This window comes from Streptomyces thermoviolaceus, assembly GCF_045209695.1.
GTDB lineage: Bacteria > Actinomycetota > Actinomycetes > Streptomycetales > Streptomycetaceae > Streptomyces > Streptomyces thermoviolaceus.
The window spans coordinates 5,325,673-5,341,549 of record NZ_CP109280.1; the positions used below are offsets into that span (position 1 = coordinate 5,325,673).

A 15,877-nucleotide genomic window follows, 5' to 3' on the forward strand; every position below is an offset into this window, starting at 1 on the left:
CAACTGTCAGTGCTCACCGCTTTACTGGACCGCATGGACATCGCGCAGGCGCTCACCGTGATCGACCGGCTGTGCTCCGCACCGCTGCCGCGGCAGCACGCCCGGACGGACACCGGCACGGCCGGACCGGGCTGGGCGGTGGCCGAACTGCAGACCAGCGAGGACTCCTGGGAGGACTGCTCACGGCGGCAGCAGGTGCGGGAGCAGTACGAGTGCGACCGGGAGGCGCTGGCGGCCCGGCTGGCCGAACGCTGGGGGCCGCCGCAGACGTTCAGCCTCTACAGCGTCCTGGAACGGACCATGGAGGGGGAGGCGCTCGCCGAGCCGTGGGCCTCGCTGAGCCACCACGTCGTGGACCTCACGGTGTGGCGGCACGAGGAGTCCGGGCGGTGGACGGGCCTGGGGGTCTCCCAGTGGGACGCCGAACTGCCCTTCCAGCTGCTCGCCGTGGTCACCGACCAGGACCCGCCGTGACGTCCAGCCCGGGCGGGGCGGGTCCAGCCCGGGCGGGGCGGCCGCGCGACGGCACCGGCCGCCCCGTGCGCCGCCTTCGCTGTCAGTCGGCCTGTGCGCCGCCTGTGCCGTCGGCCGCAGCCGACCCGTGCCGCCTCTGCTGTCGGTCGGCCTTGCCGCCGGCCGGCCGTGCTGCCCCTGCTCTCAGTCGGCCTGTGCCGCCTCGCGGAGCCGGGCGAACTCCTGCGCCATCGTCTGGGCCGTCCAGTGCGCGTTCAGTCCGCTGGGGTTGGGCAGCACCCACACCCGGGTGCCGCCGATCGTCCGCTGCTGTTCCCCCACCTGCGCCTTCGGCTCACCGAAGGCCGCCCGGTAGGCGGTCACACCGACCACGGCCAGCCACCGGGGCCGCAGCCGTGCCACCTTCTCCACGAGCAGCCGCCCGCCCTCGCGGTACTCCTGCGGCGACAGCTCGTCCGCCCGTGCCGTGGGACGCGCCACGACATTGGTGATGCCCAGCCCGTACGAGGGCAGCTCGTCCTGCTCGGACGGCTTCAGCAGCCTCGGTGTGAACCCGGACAGGTGCAGCACCGGCCAGAACCGGTTGCCCGGCCGCGCGAAGTGGTGCCCCGTCGCGGCCGTCATCAGGCTGGGGTTGATGCCGCAGAACAGCACCCGCAGGTCCTCGCCGACCACGTCCGGCACGCGCCGGGCGCGGGCCGCCTCGAGTTCCTGCGGGGTGAAACGCGTCAGAGGATCGCCCCCGGGACGTAGCCGGCGGCCTCGGGGTGCTGCTCGACGAGCTTCTCGATCCGGGCGACCACCGCGCCGACCTGGTCGGCCGCCGCACCGGTGAAGGACAGCCGGTCGGCCATGAGAGCCTCGAGCCGGTCCCGGTCGAGCGGCAGGCGCTCGTCGGCGGCGAGCTTGTCGAGCAGGTCGTTGCGCTCGGCGCCCTGCTCGCGCATGGCGAGCGCGGTGGCGACGGCGTTCTCCTTGATCGCCTCGTGGGCGACCTCCCGGCCGACCCCGGCCCGCACCGCGCCCATGAGAACCTTCGTGGTGGCCAGGAACGGCAGGTAGCGGTCCAGCTCCCGGGCGATCACGGCGGGGAACGCACCGAACTCGTCGAGGACCGTCAGGAACGTCTCCAGCAGACCGTCCAGGGCGAAGAACGCGTCCGGCAGTGCGACCCGGCGCACCACCGAGCAGGACACGTCGCCCTCGTTCCACTGGTCGCCCGCCAGCTCCCCGGTCATCGACGCGTAACCGCGCAGGATCACCATCAGGCCGTTGACGCGCTCGCAGGAGCGGGTGTTCATCTTGTGCGGCATCGCCGAGGAGCCGACCTGCCCCGGCTTGAAGCCCTCGGTGACCAGCTCGTGCCCGGCCATCAGCCGGATCGTCTTCGCCAGCGACGACGGCGCCGCCGCCAGCTGCACCAAGGTGGTGACGACCTCGTAGTCCAGGGAGCGCGGGTAGACCTGGCCGACGGAGGTGAAGGCCCGCGAGAAGCCCAGGTGCTCGGCGATCCGCCGCTCCAGCTCGGCCAGCTTGCCGGCGTCGCCGCCCAGCAGGTCCAGCATGTCCTGCGCGGTGCCGACCGGGCCCTTGATGCCGCGCAGCGGGTAGCGGCCCAGCAGCGCCTCCAGGCGCTCGTAGGCGACCAGCAGCTCGTCGGCGGCGGTGGCGAACCGCTTGCCCAGGGTGGTGGCCTGCGCGGCGACGTTGTGCGAGCGGCCGGCCATGACCAGCTCGCCGTGCTCGGCGGCCAGCTTGCCGAGGCGGGCCAGGACGGCGACCGTGCGGTCGCGCATCAGCTCCAGCGACAGGCGGATCTGCAGCTGCTCGACGTTCTCCGTCAGGTCGCGGGAGGTCATGCCCTTGTGCACGTGCTCGTGCCCGGCCAGGGCGTTGAACTCCTCGATGCGGGCCTTCACGTCGTGCCGCGTGACCTTCTCGCGCTCGGCGATGGAGGCCAGGTCGACCTGGTCCAGCACCCGCTCGTAGTCGGCGATCGCCTCCTCGGGCACCTCGATGCCGAGATCCTTCTGGGCGCGCAGCACGGCGAGCCAGAGCCGGCGCTCCAGCTTCACCTTGTGCTCGGGCGACCACAGCGTGGCGAGCTGGGCGGAGGCGTAGCGTCCGGCGAGGACGTTCGGGATACGGGGCTTGGCGGGCGCAGAAGTCACGTGTACGGATTCTACTGGCGATTCGTGCAGGCCAGCGCCACGGGGGTGTTCGTCGGAAGCTACGAGAACGCCGTCATGCCGGGCCGGTTCCGGCCGTGTCCGTCGCCGGGGCCGACTCCGGAAGGCAGGGGAGCAGCTCGGGTCGCTTGGGCGGGCGGCCGTCGCCGGAGGAGCGGCCGGTCAGACGCCGGCCTATCCAGGGCAGCAGATGCTCGCGGGTGAAGCGGAGGTCGGAGATCCGGCGGCTGACCCAGCTCGGCGGCGCGGTCGGCGGCAGCGGAGTGCGCCACTCGGGGTCCTCCGGCTCGTAGCCGAGCGCCTGCCACACCGCCTCGGCGACCCGGCGATGGCCCTCGGCGGTCAGGTGCAGCCGGTCCACGGCCCACATCCGGGGGTCGGCCAGCGACGGGGCGCCGTACAGGTCGACGACCACGGCACCGTGCCGGGCGGCGAGGTCGTCGATGCAGGCGTACAGCTGCTCCATGCGCGGCCTGACCCGCTCCAGGACGGGGCCCCGCCGGCCGGGGCTGTGCATCAGCACCAGCTGCTTGCAGGACGGCGCCAGCCGCTCCACCGCCTCCGTCAGCAGGCCCCGCACCCGGCCCATGTCGCACCGGGGTCGCAGTACGTCGTTGAGGCCGCCGACCAGCGTCACCACGTCGGCCCCCATGGCCGCCGCCACGTCGACCTGCTCGTCGAGGATCTGCCCGATCAGCTTGCCGCGCACGGCGAGGTTGGCGTACCGGAAACCGGGCGTGCGGGCGGCCATCCGGGCCGCCAGCAGGTCGGCCCAGCCCCGGTAGGAGCCGTCCGGCAGCTGGTCCGACATGCCCTCGGTGAAGGAGTCGCCGATCGCGACCAGGCTGGTGTGAGCGGGGGACGGGGCGGGGGGTTCGGGGAGCGTCTGCATGGCGGGGAGATCCTATCCCGGCCCGCACCAGCGCATACCAAGCGGTCGGTCCGGTCCCGCCCGGCCGCTTCCGCTCACCGTGCGGCCCGGCCGCCCGTCACACGGGCTGCCCGAACAGCTGCCGCAGCACGTCCTCCATCGTCACCAGACCGGCCAGGCGGCCGTCCGCGCCGAGCACGGCCGCGAGGTGGGTGCGGCTCGCCCGCATCGCGGTGAGGACGTCGTCCAGCGGTGTGCTCTCCCTGACCCGGGCGATGCGGCGCATGTCCTTCAGCCGGAACGGCTCGGTGCGCGGCGAGGCGTCCAGCGCGTCCTTGACGTGCAGATAGCCGATGATGCGCCGGGCCTCGTCGACCACGGGGAACCGGGAGAACCCGGAGTCGGCGGACAGTTTCTCCAGCTGCTCCGGGGTGACACCGAGACGGGCGTAGACGACCCGCTCCAGCGGCAGCACCACGTCCCGCACCGGCCGCCGCCCCAGCACCAGCGCGTCGCTCAGCCGCTCCTGGGCCCGGTCGTCGATGAGACCGGCCTGGCTCGCGTCCTTGACGATGTCCGCCAGCTCGGTGTCCGTGTAGGTCGCCGGAACCTCGTTCCTCGCCTCCACCCGCAGCAGCTTCAGCAGCCCGTTCGCGAACGCGTTCACCGTGAAGATCACCGGCCGCAGGGCACGGGACAGCGCGACCAGCGGCGGGCCGAGCAGCAGAGCGCTGCGCACCGGCTCCGCCAGCGCGACGTTCTTCGGCACCATCTCCCCGAGCAGCATGTGCAGATACGTCGCCAGCGTCAGCGCGATCACGAAGGACACCGCGTGCCCGGCGCCCTCCGGCACGCCCAGGGCGTGGAAGACGGGCTCGAGCAGGTGCGCGATCGCCGGTTCGGCGACCACGCCGAGCACCAGGGTGCACAGGGTGATCCCGAGCTGTGCGGCCGCCAGCAGCGCCGAGACGTGCTCCAGGCCCCACAGCACGCTGCGTGCCCGCCGGTCGCCCGCCTCGGCGTACGGCTCGACCTGGCTGCGGCGCACCGAGATCAGCGCGAACTCGGCGCCCACGAAGAAGGCGTTGACGACCAGGGTCGCCAGACCGATCAGGACCTGCACGACGGTCACGGACCAGCCCCCTTCCCGTCGCCCACCTGCTGCTCGCGCCGCCGCTTGGGGGGCCGGGCGGCCGGCGGGTGGGCGTCGTCGAGCGGGGCGTGCAGCAGCACCCGGGCGGCCCGGTGCCCGGTCGCGTCCACCACGTCCAGCCGCCACCCGGCGACCTGCAGCACGTCCCCGGTCACCGGTATCCGGCCCAGGCGGGTGGCGACCAGGCCGGCGAGGGTCTCGTAGGGGCCCTCGGGGGCCCGCAGTCCCAGCCGGGCCAGCTGGTCCACGCGGGCGGAGCCGTCGGCGGAGTACAGGGCGTGACCGGTGGCGTCGGCGCCGGCCGGGACGATGCCGGGCGTCTCGGGCAGGTCGTGCTCGTCGTGGACCTCCCCGACGACCTCCTCGACGATGTCCTCCAGCGTCGCCACGCCCGCCGTGCCGCCGTACTCGTCGATGACGACCGCCATGGTGCGCCGCCCGCCCAGCCGGTCCAGCAGCCGGTCCACGGTCAGCGACGCCGGCACGAACAGCGGCTCGCGCATGATCTGCGACACGGGCGTGCGGGTGCGCTGCTCGGCGGGCACCGCCAGCACGTCCTTGATGTGGGCGGTGCCCACCACCGCGTCCAGGCTGCCGCGGTAGACGGGGAAGCGGGACAGGCCGGTCGCCCGGGTCGCATTGGCCACGTCCTCGCAGGTGGCCTGCGCGTCCAGGGCCACCACCTGCACGCGCGGGGTCATCACGTTCTCCGCGGTCAGGTCGGCCAGGTTCAGCGTCCGCACGAACAGCTCGGCGGTGTCCGGCTCCAGGGCGCCCTCGCGCGCGGAGTGGCGGGCCAGCGCGGCCAGCTCCTGGGGGCCGCGCGCGGAGGCCAGCTCCTCGGCGGGCTCCACCCCGAGCCGGCGCACCACACGGTTCGCCGTGTTGTTCAGATGGGTGATGAACGGCCGGAAGGCCGCGCTGAACCAGCGCAGCGCGGTGCCCACCCGGCGGGCCATCACCAGCGGGGAGGAGATCGCCCAGTTCTTCGGCACCAGCTCGCCGACGACCATCAGGAACACCGTGGACAGCGCCGTGCCCAGCACCAGCGCCACCGAGCGGGCCGCGGACCGGGAGACGCCGGTCTCCTGGAGCGGTCCGGCGATCAGGGCGGCGATGGACGGCTCGGCGAGCATGCCGACCACCAGATTGGTGGCGGTGATCCCGAGCTGGGCGCCGGACAGCTGGAAGGTGAGGTTCCGTACCGCCTTCAGGGCGCCGGCCGCACCGTGCTCGCCGCGTCGGGCCGCCCTCTCCAAGGCACCGCGGTCCACGGTGGTCAGCGAGAACTCGGCCGCGACGAAGCCACCGCAGGCCACGCACAGCACCACCGCCACCAGCAGCAGGAGCACCTCGGTCATCGGCTCACCCCCGTCCCATCATTGGACAGGACCGGAGCGCGTGCGCGGCGGCGGACATCGGGCGGGTCGTCGGTGGACGGACGGTGACTGCCTCTCATGGGGGATCGGGTTCTCCACGCGAGGTGAAGAATGGGTAAAGCCTGGGTGTGCGGTGCTCCCGGGGCCCGTGCGGGCGGCCCGCGCTCGGAGGCGCCCCGGCTGGATCGGCGCCCCGGCCGCAGTGAGCACGGGGCGCGCCGACGACACCTCGGCCGGAACGGGCACGGGCGCCCCGGCCGGAACGGACGCGGGCCGGAACCGGCACGCCCGCGGCACCCCGCGGCCTACGCCTCCCGCAGCCGCGCCATCACCTGGGCGAAGTCCTCCATGTACGGCTCCAGCACGGTCAGATAGGTGAAGCCGTACCGGTCGCGCAGCTCCCGCACCTGCTCGACGAGCTGCTCCAGCGGGCCCACCAGGATCGCCGGCAGTTCCCGCGCCTGCTCCAGCGTCAGGCCCGGCACATGCTCCAGCAGCGGCCGGAGCACCGCCTCGGGATCGTCGGTGACCGCCACGATCTGCAGCAGCAGGTTCAGCTCGGCCGGCTCGGCGCGGTCCGCCGCGAGCTTGCGGTACAGCGTCACCCGTTCGTCCAGCTCCTCGGCGTCCAGCGGCAGCAGTCCCGTGGCGCTGCCGGGCGCGGAGCGCGCGGCCGTGAACGCCGCGATGTCCGCGTGCCGCGCGGTCAGCCGCAGCATCCGGTCGCCGTTCGCCCCGATCAGCAGCGGCACCCGGCGCTGCACGGGCCGCGGCAGGTGCTCCTCGGATCCCAGCAGCCGGTCCAGCTCCTCGACCGTGCGCCGCAGGCGGTCCACGCGCTCCCCCGCGGAGCCGAAGGGCAGCCGGGCCCGCTCGTGCTCCTCCCGGACGTACCCGGTGCCCAGCCCCAGCTCCAGGCGGCCGTCGGTCAGCGCGTCCACCGTCGCCGCCTCCCGGGCGAGCAGCACCGGGTTCCAGAAGCCCGCGTTGAGCACGAACGTCCCCACCCGGGGCCTGCTCGTCGCCTGGGCGGCGGCCACCAGTGCCGGGAAGGGCGCGACGGTGCCGAGGTGGTCGGGGACGAGGAGCACGTCGTAGCCGAGGTCCTCGGCCCTGCGGCAGGTGGCGCGCCACTCGGCGGCGGGTGTCGGCCGGGTCAGGTTCACTCCGAAGCGGAACGGGCGCGGCATGATCTCTCCCCCTTCGACGGTCTCCCTCGAGGTCCGCCGCGATTGCATCATTCGTGCGCGATCGCCGCCAGTACATTCAGGCGGGAGGCGCGCGCCGCCGGCACCACGGCCGCCACCACGCCCACCACCGCCGAGCCGGCCATCACCGCGACGACGGTGCCCCAGGGGATCGCCAGGGCCGTGACGCCCTGCAGCGCGAGCACCCGCTGTGCGCACACGCCCCACACCAGCCCCAGCGCCAGCCCGAGCACCGCACCGAACACCGCGATCACCACCGACTCCAGCCGCACCATCCGGCGCAGCTGCCGCCTCGCCAGCCCGATGGCCCGCAGCAGCCCGATCTCCCGGGTGCGCTCCACCACCGACAGCGCCAGCGTGTTGACCACCCCGAGCACCGCGATCACGATGGCGAGCCCGAGCAGCGCGTACACCAGGTACAGCAGTACCGCGATCTGCTCGTGCACCAGCTCCTTGTAGTCGGCCTGGTCCCTGACCTGCACGGCCGGATAGGGCGCCAGCGCCTTGTCCAGTGCGGCGCGCAGCTGCCCGGTGCTCGTGCCCGGTGCCGCGTTCACGTACAGGGCGGCGTCCGCGGCCTCCGGCACCTGTCGGGTGAAGGTGCTCATGCCCATGAACAGCCCGCCCTGCACCCCGAAACCCTCGGCCTGGTCCTGGTCGGTCAGCGCCGCCACGGTCAGCGTGGTGCGGCGCCCGCCCTGGAACTCGGCCGGCAGCACGCTGCCCGCCCGCACACCGTGCCGGCGGGCGAAGCCGGCGTCCATGGCCAGGTGGCCGTCGGCGAGCGCGGCCGCGGTGTCCCCGGCCGCGTACCGCAGATGGGCGACGGAGTCGAGCTGCCGGTCGTAGGCGGAGGCAAGCGTCTGGACCCGCCGGCCGTCCGGCAGCCGTACCGCGATCGGCGCCAGCCGCTGCCGTACCACGGTGCCCGCGCCCGGAGTGGCCCGCACCGCGTCGGTGACCTGCTGCGGGAAGGGCAGGAAGGTGCGGTTCTGCACGATGTAGTCGGCGCCCAGCGTCCGGTCGATCTGTCGGTCCACGGACCGGGTCACGCTGGCGCCGGCCACCGACATCCCGGTGACCAGCGCCAGGCCCACCATCAGGGCGGCCGCGGTGGCGCCGGTGCGGCGCGGATTGCGCAGTGCGTTGCGCCGGCTCATCCGCCCGACCGGCCCGAACAGCGCGGGGAACGCCGCGCTCAGCACCCGGATCAGCGGGCGCACCAGCAGCGGCCCGGCGACCACGGTCGCGATCAGGGTCAGCACGACGCCCACGCCCAGCAACCAGACGGCGGTCGCGGTCCGGGACACCAGCGCACAGCCCGCGAGCGCGGCCGCACCCGCCGCCCCCATCACCGCACCCGCCACGGCCCGCAGCGTCAGCGGCCGCCCCACGTCCGCGGCCTCGGTGTCGGCCAGAGCGGCCATCGGGGAGACCGCCGCGGCCCGCCGGGCCGGCAGACAGGCCGCCACGACCGTGACGCCGGTGCCCACCACACAGGCGGCCACCGGCGTGGTCCAGCGGACGGTCATCTCCGCCGCCGACAGGTTCATGCCGAACACGCCGAGCAGCCGGATCAGCCCGGCCGCCAGTCCGATGCCCGCCGCCAGGCCCACCGCGGAGGCGACCAGCCCCAGCAGTGCCGCCTCGGTCAGCACCGACCGCCGCACCTGCCCGCGGTCGGCGCCCAGCGCGCGCAGCAGCCCCAGCTCACGGGTGCGCTGGGCGACCAGCATCGCGTAGGTGTTCACGATCAGGAAGACGCCGACGAGGACCGCGATCCCGGCGAAGCCGAGCATCACATATTTGATGATCTTCAAAAACGAGCCCAGGCTCTCCGCGGCCGACTTGGCCTGCTCGCCGGCGGTGCGCACGTCGTACGCCGTCGTCCCGACCGCCGCGGCGACCCTGCCCTTGAGGCGCGCGTCGCTCACTCCCGGCGCCGCCTCGACGGAGATCCCGGTCGCGCGGGACGTGGAGCCCAGCAGCCGCCGCTGTGCGACCGGTGTGTCGAGGCAGACCAGCGCCGAGCCCGGATTGGTCGTGGTGAACGCGGCGATGCCGACCACCCGCACCCGGAACGTGCCCGGCTGCGCCTGCACCGACAGCGGATCGCCGAGGCGCACGTGCTGCCGCCCGGCGGTGTCCGCGTCCAGCACGGCCTCCCCGTCACCGCGCGGAGGGCGGCCGGAGGCCAGCCGGAGCGGGTTGCGGCCGGTCTCCTCCCAGTTCCGTACCGTGATGGGGCTGCCGGTGGCCGGGCCGACCGGGCGGTTGCGGCGGTCGACGACCGTCGCGTTCCGCACGACGACGTCCAGCTGGACCGCCGCGACGCCGGGCACCTCGGCCACGCGCCGCGCGAGGTCGGCCGGCAGCGTCCGCACCACACCGGTGGGCACCGGGCTCCTCAGGTCCTGCCGAGGGGTGACCGACACATCGGCGGCGGTGGAGGCGAACAGCCGGTCGAAGGTCCGGGAGACCGTGTCGGAGAAGACCAGACTGCCCGCGACGAACGCCACGGACAGCACCACCGCCAGAGCCGACATCAGCAGCCTGCCCCGGTGAGCCAGGAAACCGCGCAACGTCGCCTTGAGCACGGTCAGCTCTCCTCGGCGGCCGCGGCGTCGCCGTCACCGGGCGACGCCCCGTCCGCGGCGCACGGCTCCTGCGCGAGCCGGCGCTCCGGCGCCCCGTCGGCCGTGATCCGGTGCGGACCGGTGCGGCGCGTGCCCGGCCGGCGGTCCGGGTCCTCCGGGCCCCGGTCCGTCGCCCCGGGATGGCCGCCGCGGCCCGCGGCGAACAGACGCATCCGCTCCAGCAGCGCCTCGGCCGTGGGGTGTTCCATCCGGTCCACGATCCGCCCGTCCGCGAGATAGAGGACCAGGTCGGCGCGGGCCGCCGCCCCCGGGTCGTGGGTCACCATCACCACCGTCTGCCCGAGACCGTCGACCGCCTCCCGCAGGAAGCCGAGCACCTCCTGGCCGGCCCGGGAGTCGAGGTTGCCCGTCGGCTCGTCGGCGAAGATCAGCTCGGGCCGGGAGGCCAGCGCCCGCGCGCAGGCCACTCGCTGCTGCTGCCCCCCGGACAGTTGGGCAGGCCGGTGGCCGAGCCGGTCCCGCAGCCCCAGGGTGTCGACGATCCGGTCCAGCCACCGCTCGTCCGGCCGGCGCCCCGCGATGTCCAGGGGCAGCGTGATGTTCTCCAGGGCGTTCAGCGTCGGCACCAGGTTGAACGACTGGAACATGAACCCGATCCGGTCCCGCCGCAACCGGGTCAGCTCGCGGTCCCTCAGCCCCGTGATCTCGGTGTCCCCGATCCACACCCGTCCGGCCGAGACGCTGTCCAGCCCGGCCAGGCAGTGCATCAGGGTGGACTTGCCCGAACCGGACGGGCCCATCACCGCCGTGAACCGGCCGCGTGCGATGTCGACGTCCACCGAGTCCAGCGCGAGCACGGCGGTCTCGCCCGACCCGTACGCCTTGGTCAGCCCACGAGCACGGGCCGCGACGGCGTCGGCAGGCGCCACGGCGGATGGGGACACGGCGGCCTCCTCGGGGTGCGCCGAGCGGAACGTCCTCGGCCCTGACTGCTTCGTCCCCCGCCGAGCCTAATGTGACCGTTCGCACACCCGGTATCCCCCGTTGAGCCGAGCCGCACCGCGCCGCAGGACGCCCCGGGAGTCCCGATACGGGCGGCAACGGTGCACGCCCGTGGGCCGAGCCGGGCCCCGCCCCGGGCTTGTGGGTGCTAGCGGCGTGGCGCTAGCGTCGACGCATGGCGAAGACGCAGTTGAACGTGAGGGTGGACGAGGGCACGGCCCGTGCCGCCCGGGAACGTGCCCTGGCCCGCGGCATCAGCGTCAACCGGTACATCGAGGAACTCGTCCTCCAGGACACCGGCGAGGCCGGCCGGACGTTCGTGGAGGCCGCCGCCGACTTCATGAAGAGCTACGAATCCGTCTTCGCCGAGGAGTTCGGGGCCGAACGGGAGGGCCGCCGCAGGTACAGCAGCGAAAACCGGCGCTGAACCCTTGAACGATCTCAGAATCGACCTCGCCTGGCTGCTCATGCTGGCCGAACGGATGACGCCGGGAGATCCCCAGGTCACCGACTGGGGCGCCCTGGTTGCCGCGGTGGCGCGGCACCAGGCGGAGATATTCGGCGTCCCCGTCTACGACACCCCGTACACACGGGCCGCCGCGCTGCTGCAGCTGCTCGTCCACGTGCCCGCCCTGGAGCGCTCCAACGTGCTCTTCGCCTCCGCGGTCGCCTACGCCTACCTCGTCGCCAGCGGCCTGAAGGTCGTCACCTCCCCCGAGCAGGTGCGGGACCTGGCCCGCCTGGTCAAGACCGGGGAGGCGACCGTGCAGGACATCGCCCGGGAACTGCGCCAGTGGAGCCTGTGAGCCGCCGACGGCGGCACCGCCCGCGCCCGGCACCTCAGTGCGCGCCGGGTGGTCCGTCCGGTGCCGGGCGCCGGGCGCTGCCCAGTGCGCAGTAGGAGTGGGGCAGGGCGGGGCCCGACGCGGGGATGCGCACCGGGCGACAGCAGCGCACCTCGAACCCGGCGGCACGCAGCGCCGCGACCGGGTCGCGGGAGAGATGACAGCCGCCGTTCAGCGCCGGCCACACGGTGCGGTCCAGCACGCGCCGCGTCAGACGCATGGCCGGGCCGCCGCCGACGCCGTGCTCGAAGAACCGCACCTCGCCGCCCGGCCGCAGCACCCGCCGCACCTCCCCGAGCGCCCTCGGCACGTCCCGCACGCTGCACAGCACCAGCGACAGCACGGCCGCGTCGAACGCCTCGCTCTTGACCGGCAGCGCCTCGGCGCAGCCGGGCACCACGTCGACGGGAACCTCGGCGCGCAGGGCCGCCTCCCGCGCCTTGTGCCGCAGCAGGCGTTCCGGCTCGATGGCGACGACCTCCGCGACGGTGCCCGGGTAGTGCGCGAAGTTCAGCCCGCCTCCCGCGCCGATCTCGACGATCCGGCCGGTGAGTCCGGCGAGCAGGCGTTCGCGCACGCCCGCGAGGCCCAGCCGGGTCTCGGCGACCGTGCTGAAGCGCGCGTACCGGCGGGCGAACAGCGGATGGCGGACGGCGTCGTGCGCCGTCCTGCCGGAGCCGGGGGAGCGCAGCGGCATGGCGACCTCCTGAACAGGGCCGGATCGCACGGGACGGAGGGGACCGGCCCACGGTGAGTGTCCCCCGTCCGCCCGCGCCGCACGCCCGCGTCCGCCGGCCGGCCCGGTGCTGTGCGGCGCACCGTCCCGGGCCGGTCCGGCTACGCCGCCGGCTCCGGGGTGTGCCGGGCCGTGAACGCCTCCGCGTCCCAGATGCCGTGCAGGCGGGGCGCCAGCCACCGGGGTGCCTCGGCCCGGAAGGCGGCGGGCGGCAGCGCCCCGGCCCCGTCGGGCAGCGCGCCCAGCAGCGGTGCGCCGGCCACCTCGGGCAGGTCGGCCACGTTGCAGCGGCAGGCGAGGCCGGGCGCGGCGGGCCAGCTGCCCACCACCACACCCAGCAGATCCAGGCGTCGCGAGCGCAGTTCACGGGCCGTCAGCTCGGTGGCGTTCAGGGTGCCGAGCCCGGCGGAGGCCACCACGAGGACCGGCGCCCCCAGCTGTTCGGCCGCGTCCGCCAGGGTGCCGCCCTTGTCGTCGAACCGGACGAGCAGGCCGCCCGCGCCTTCGACCAGCACCAGATCGTGCTCGGCGGCCAGTGCGGCGGCGGCCTCGGCCACCTGCCGCGGACTCACCGGCTCCCGGCCGGAGCGGCGGGCCGCGGTCGCGGGTGCGAGCGGTTCCGGATAGCGTGCCACCTCCTCGGCGGTCACCGCACCGGCCAGCCGCGCGACCTCGGCCGCGTCCCCGGGCTCCGCCGGGCCCACGCCCGTCTGCGCGGCCTTCAGCACCGCCACCGACCGCCCCGCACGCAGGGCAGCCGCGGCGACGGCCGCGGTGGTGACGGTCTTGCCGACCTCCGTGCCCGTGCCCGTGATCACCACAACCGTCATCTCATCCCTCCCGTGCCGCGGCGCACACCGCGCGTGCGATCCGGGCCAGGTCGTCGTCGCCGGTGACATAGGGCGGCATCGTGTACACCAGATCCCGGAACGGCCGCAGCCACACGCCCTCGCGCACGGCGGCCCGGGTCGCCGCCGCCATGTCCACCTCGTGGTCGAGCTGGACGACGCCGATGGCACCGAGCACCCGGACGTCCCGCACGCCGTCCAGGCCGGCGGCCGGCGCCAGACCCTCCCGCAGCCCCTTCTCCAGCCGCTCGACCTCGGCGCGCCAGTCCTGGCCGAGCAGCAGCTCGATCGAGGCACAGGCCACGGCCGCCGCCAGCGGGTTGCCCATGAACGTGGGTCCGTGCGCCAGCACCGGAACCTCGCCGCGCGAGATGCCGTCGGCCACCCGCGCCGTGCACAGTGTCGCCGCCAGCGTCAGATAACCGCCGGTCAAAGCCTTGCCCACGCACATCACATCCGGCGCGACCTGCGCGTGCCCGGCCGCGAACAGGGCGCCGGTGCGGCCGAACCCGGTGGCGATCTCGTCGAACACCAGCAGCACGTCGTGCGCGTCGCACGCCTCGCGCAGCACCCGCAGATACGCGGGGGAGTGGAACCGCATCCCGCCCGCGCCCTGCACCACCGGCTCGACGATCACAGCGGCCAGTTCCCCGGCGTGCCGTTCGATCATCTCCCACAGGTGGGCGGCGTACGCCTCGTCGTACGCGGCGGGCGGGGCGTCGGCGAACACCTGGCGCGGCAGCACACCGGTCCACAGCTCGTGCAGGCCGCCCTCGGGGTCGCACACCGACATCGGATGCCAGGTGTCCCCGTGGTAGCCGCCCCGCCAGGTCAGCAGGCGCCGTTTGTCCGGGCGGCCCAGCGAACGCCAGTACTGCAGGCACATCTTGACGGCGACCTCGACCGAGACCGAACCCGAGTCGGCGAGGAACACGTGCTCCAGGCCGTCGGGTGTGATGTCGACGAGGTGTTTCACCAGCCGGACCGCGGGCTCGTGGGTGAGCCCGCCGAACATCACATGGCTCATCCGGTCCAGCTGGGCGCGTACGGCCTCGTTGAGCACCGGGTGGTTGTAGCCGTGGACGGCCGACCACCAGGAGGACATGCCGTCGACCAGTTCGCCCGCGCCGCCGGCCAGCTTCAGCCGGACCCCGCTCGCCGACTCCACGACGAGCGGTTCCTGCCGGCCGGGCATGGGACCGTAGGGGTGCCACACGTGCCGCCGGTCCAGGTCCAGCAGGACCGGCACGCTCAGAGCGGTCCCCTCAGGCATTGGGTGCGAGATCCGTTCCGGCGCCCCGGCGGCGCACCGCGACCAGGTCCGGGCGGGGCCCGCCGGCCGTCCGCGCCGACGGCGTCGACGTCGTCGAGGACGCGGACGCAGCGCACGACGCACCGGTGCCCGACCCGCACCCGCCGTCCTGCGACCGGTCGCCGCGCACCCGGTGCTCCGGGAGCGTCGCCTCTCCGGCGCCCTCCACCTCGAAACCGGCGTCCGCGATCATCTCCAGGTCGGCCTTGCCGGCCTGGCCCTCGCTGGTCAGATAGTCGCCCAGGAAGATCGAGTTGGCCAGGTGCAGGGCGAGCGGCTGCAGGGACCGCAGATGCACCTCGCGACCGCCCGCGATGCGCACCTCCACGTCCGGGCAGACGAACCGGACCATGGCGAGGATCCGCAGGCAGTGCTGCGGGGTCAGGTTCCACTCCTCGGCGAGCGGCGTGCCCTCGAACGGGATGAGGAAGTTCACCGGCACCGAGTCCGGGTCCAGGGCGCGCAGCGCGAACACCACGTCCACCAGGTCCTCGTCGCTCTCGCCCATCCCGGCGATCAGCCCGGAGCAGGCGGACAGCCCGGCCGCGTGCGCCTTGCGCACCGTGTCCACCCGGTCGGCGTAGGTGTGCGTGGTGGTGATGTCGCCGTACGTCGCCTCGGAGGTGTTCAGATTGTGGTTGTAGGCGTCGGCGCCGGCCGCGCGCAGCCGCTCGGCCTGCCCCTCGGAGAGCAGCCCGAGACAGGCGCACACCTCGACGTCCTCGTGGGCGTCCTTGATGGCCTCGATGGTCCGTGAGACCCGGTCCACGTCACGGTCGGTGGGCCCGCGCCCGCTGGCCACCAGGCACACCCGCTTGGCCCCGCCGGCCAGCCCGGCCGCCGCGGCCTTCGCCGCCTCCTCGGGCTTGAGCCAGGTGTAGGTGAGGATGTCCGCCTTCGAACCGAGCCGCTGGGAGCAGTAGGAGCAGTCCTCGGGGCACAGCCCGGACTTGAGGTTGACCAGGTAGTTGAGTTTCACCCGCCGGCCGAACCAGTGGCGGCGCACCTTTCCGGCCGCGGCCACCACGTCGAGCAGGTCGTCGTCGGAGGTGGCCAGCACGGCCAGAGCTTCGTCGCGGGTCGGCAGCTCACGCCGAAGCCCCTTGTCCACCAGTGTGTTCAGCAGGTCCATGGAAGCCGATCTTGTCCTACCGGACCGCCCGCGGCCAAGGAGACTTCCCACAAGACATGCCGGACAGGGTGTGGACACATCCACACGATGAGCGGGCTCTCGGGGCGCTAGGGTCTGTGCACTGTCTACAA

General features: G+C 74.0%; 15 protein-coding genes. 3 read left to right on the plus strand and 12 right to left on the minus strand.

The genetic code is table 11. The features are described from left to right. Positions 1-33 precede the first annotated feature (33 nt). On the plus strand, positions 34-474 hold the full coding sequence (locus tag OG899_RS23235; RefSeq protein WP_168131460.1) for a hypothetical protein: 441 nt from the start codon (positions 34-36) through the stop codon (positions 472-474). Between the two features lie 183 nt (positions 475-657). On the opposite strand, the gene mug is transcribed toward OG899_RS23235, so the two are convergent. From mug to OG899_RS23275, 8 genes are all read right to left on the minus strand, one after another. Beyond that, complete coding sequence (gene mug / locus OG899_RS23240; RefSeq protein ID WP_260604192.1) at positions 658-1,158, minus strand: G/U mismatch-specific DNA glycosylase; 501 nt, start codon at positions 1,156-1,158, stop codon at positions 658-660. A gap of 44 nt (positions 1,159-1,202) precedes the next feature. Beyond that, positions 1,203-2,645 carry an adenylosuccinate lyase gene (gene purB, locus OG899_RS23245; RefSeq protein WP_125500034.1) on the minus strand — a complete coding sequence of 481 codons (1,443 nt, stop codon included), beginning with the start codon at positions 2,643-2,645 and terminating at the stop codon, positions 1,203-1,205. Positions 2,646-2,718: 73 nt separating this feature from the next. Continuing rightward, positions 2,719-3,555: an SGNH/GDSL hydrolase family protein gene (locus OG899_RS23250; RefSeq protein ID WP_168131461.1), complete on the minus strand. Its 837-nt coding sequence runs from the start codon at positions 3,553-3,555 to the stop codon at positions 2,719-2,721. A gap of 97 nt (positions 3,556-3,652) precedes the next feature. Then, entirely contained in the window at positions 3,653-4,666 is a 1,014-nt protein-coding gene (locus OG899_RS23255; protein WP_125498902.1) for a hemolysin family protein, read from the minus strand. Continuing rightward, positions 4,663-6,048 (minus strand): hemolysin family protein, encoded by a 1,386-nt coding sequence (locus OG899_RS23260; protein ID WP_125498901.1) that lies wholly within the window; start codon positions 6,046-6,048, stop codon positions 4,663-4,665. Before OG899_RS23260 ends, OG899_RS23255 begins: the two co-directional genes overlap by 4 nt. A gap of 323 nt (positions 6,049-6,371) precedes the next feature. Then, the gene (locus OG899_RS23265) at positions 6,372-7,256 is read right to left on the minus strand and encodes an LLM class F420-dependent oxidoreductase (RefSeq protein ID WP_168131462.1); all 885 of its coding nucleotides are present in this window, start codon (positions 7,254-7,256) and stop codon (positions 6,372-6,374) included. 47 nt (positions 7,257-7,303) lie between these two features. Further along, positions 7,304-9,871, minus strand: a complete 2,568-nt coding sequence (locus OG899_RS23270; protein WP_125498899.1) for an ABC transporter permease — start codon at positions 9,869-9,871, stop codon at positions 7,304-7,306. 2 nt (positions 9,872-9,873) lie between these two features. After that, positions 9,874-10,815 carry an ABC transporter ATP-binding protein gene (locus tag OG899_RS23275; protein ID WP_229813724.1) on the minus strand — a complete coding sequence of 314 codons (942 nt, stop codon included), beginning with the start codon at positions 10,813-10,815 and terminating at the stop codon, positions 9,874-9,876. A 233-nt stretch (positions 10,816-11,048) separates the two neighbouring features. On the opposite strand from OG899_RS23275, the gene OG899_RS23280 reads away from it, so the two are divergent. After that, on the plus strand, positions 11,049-11,300 hold the full coding sequence (locus OG899_RS23280) for an antitoxin (RefSeq protein ID WP_125498898.1): 252 nt from the start codon (positions 11,049-11,051) through the stop codon (positions 11,298-11,300). 4 nt (positions 11,301-11,304) lie between these two features. Next, positions 11,305-11,679, plus strand: a complete 375-nt coding sequence (locus tag OG899_RS23285; protein ID WP_125498897.1) for a fic family toxin-antitoxin system, toxin component — start codon at positions 11,305-11,307, stop codon at positions 11,677-11,679. Positions 11,680-11,713: 34 nt separating this feature from the next. On the opposite strand, the gene OG899_RS23290 is transcribed toward OG899_RS23285, so the two are convergent. The 4 genes from OG899_RS23290 to bioB form a co-directional block, all read right to left on the minus strand. Next, the gene (locus OG899_RS23290; RefSeq protein ID WP_125498896.1) at positions 11,714-12,415 is read right to left on the minus strand and encodes a class I SAM-dependent methyltransferase; all 702 of its coding nucleotides are present in this window, start codon (positions 12,413-12,415) and stop codon (positions 11,714-11,716) included. A 140-nt stretch (positions 12,416-12,555) separates the two neighbouring features. After that, entirely contained in the window at positions 12,556-13,284 is a 729-nt protein-coding gene (bioD, locus tag OG899_RS23295; protein WP_168131463.1) for a dethiobiotin synthase, read from the minus strand. Between the two features lies 1 nt (position 13,285). Continuing rightward, the gene (locus tag OG899_RS23300) at positions 13,286-14,575 is read right to left on the minus strand and encodes an adenosylmethionine--8-amino-7-oxononanoate transaminase (RefSeq protein ID WP_168131464.1); all 1,290 of its coding nucleotides are present in this window, start codon (positions 14,573-14,575) and stop codon (positions 13,286-13,288) included. Next, positions 14,568-15,746, minus strand: a complete 1,179-nt coding sequence (bioB, locus tag OG899_RS23305) for a biotin synthase BioB (RefSeq protein ID WP_125498893.1) — start codon at positions 15,744-15,746, stop codon at positions 14,568-14,570. Before bioB ends, OG899_RS23300 begins: the two co-directional genes overlap by 8 nt. Positions 15,747-15,877: the final 131 nt, after the last annotated feature.

Bases quoted from the DNA above. Each gene is read 5' to 3' on its own strand.
- OG899_RS23250 (WP_168131461.1), bottom strand. From the start codon at position 3,555: ATGCAGACGCTCCCCGAACCCCCCGCCCCGTCCCCCGCTCACACCAGC.
- bioB (WP_125498893.1), bottom strand. From the start codon at position 15,746: ATGGACCTGCTGAACACACTGGTGGACAAGGGGCTTCGGCGTGAGCTG.
- OG899_RS23265 (WP_168131462.1), bottom strand. From the start codon at position 7,256: ATGCCGCGCCCGTTCCGCTTCGGAGTGAACCTGACCCGGCCGACACCC.
- OG899_RS23260 (WP_125498901.1), bottom strand. From the start codon at position 6,048: ATGACCGAGGTGCTCCTGCTGCTGGTGGCGGTGGTGCTGTGCGTGGCC.
- OG899_RS23300 (WP_168131464.1), bottom strand. From the start codon at position 14,575: ATGCCTGAGGGGACCGCTCTGAGCGTGCCGGTCCTGCTGGACCTGGAC.
- bioD (WP_168131463.1), bottom strand. From the start codon at position 13,284: ATGACGGTTGTGGTGATCACGGGCACGGGCACGGAGGTCGGCAAGACC.
- OG899_RS23235 (WP_168131460.1), top strand. From the start codon at position 34: ATGGACATCGCGCAGGCGCTCACCGTGATCGACCGGCTGTGCTCCGCA.
- OG899_RS23280 (WP_125498898.1), top strand. From the start codon at position 11,049: ATGGCGAAGACGCAGTTGAACGTGAGGGTGGACGAGGGCACGGCCCGT.
- OG899_RS23290 (WP_125498896.1), bottom strand. From the start codon at position 12,415: ATGCCGCTGCGCTCCCCCGGCTCCGGCAGGACGGCGCACGACGCCGTC.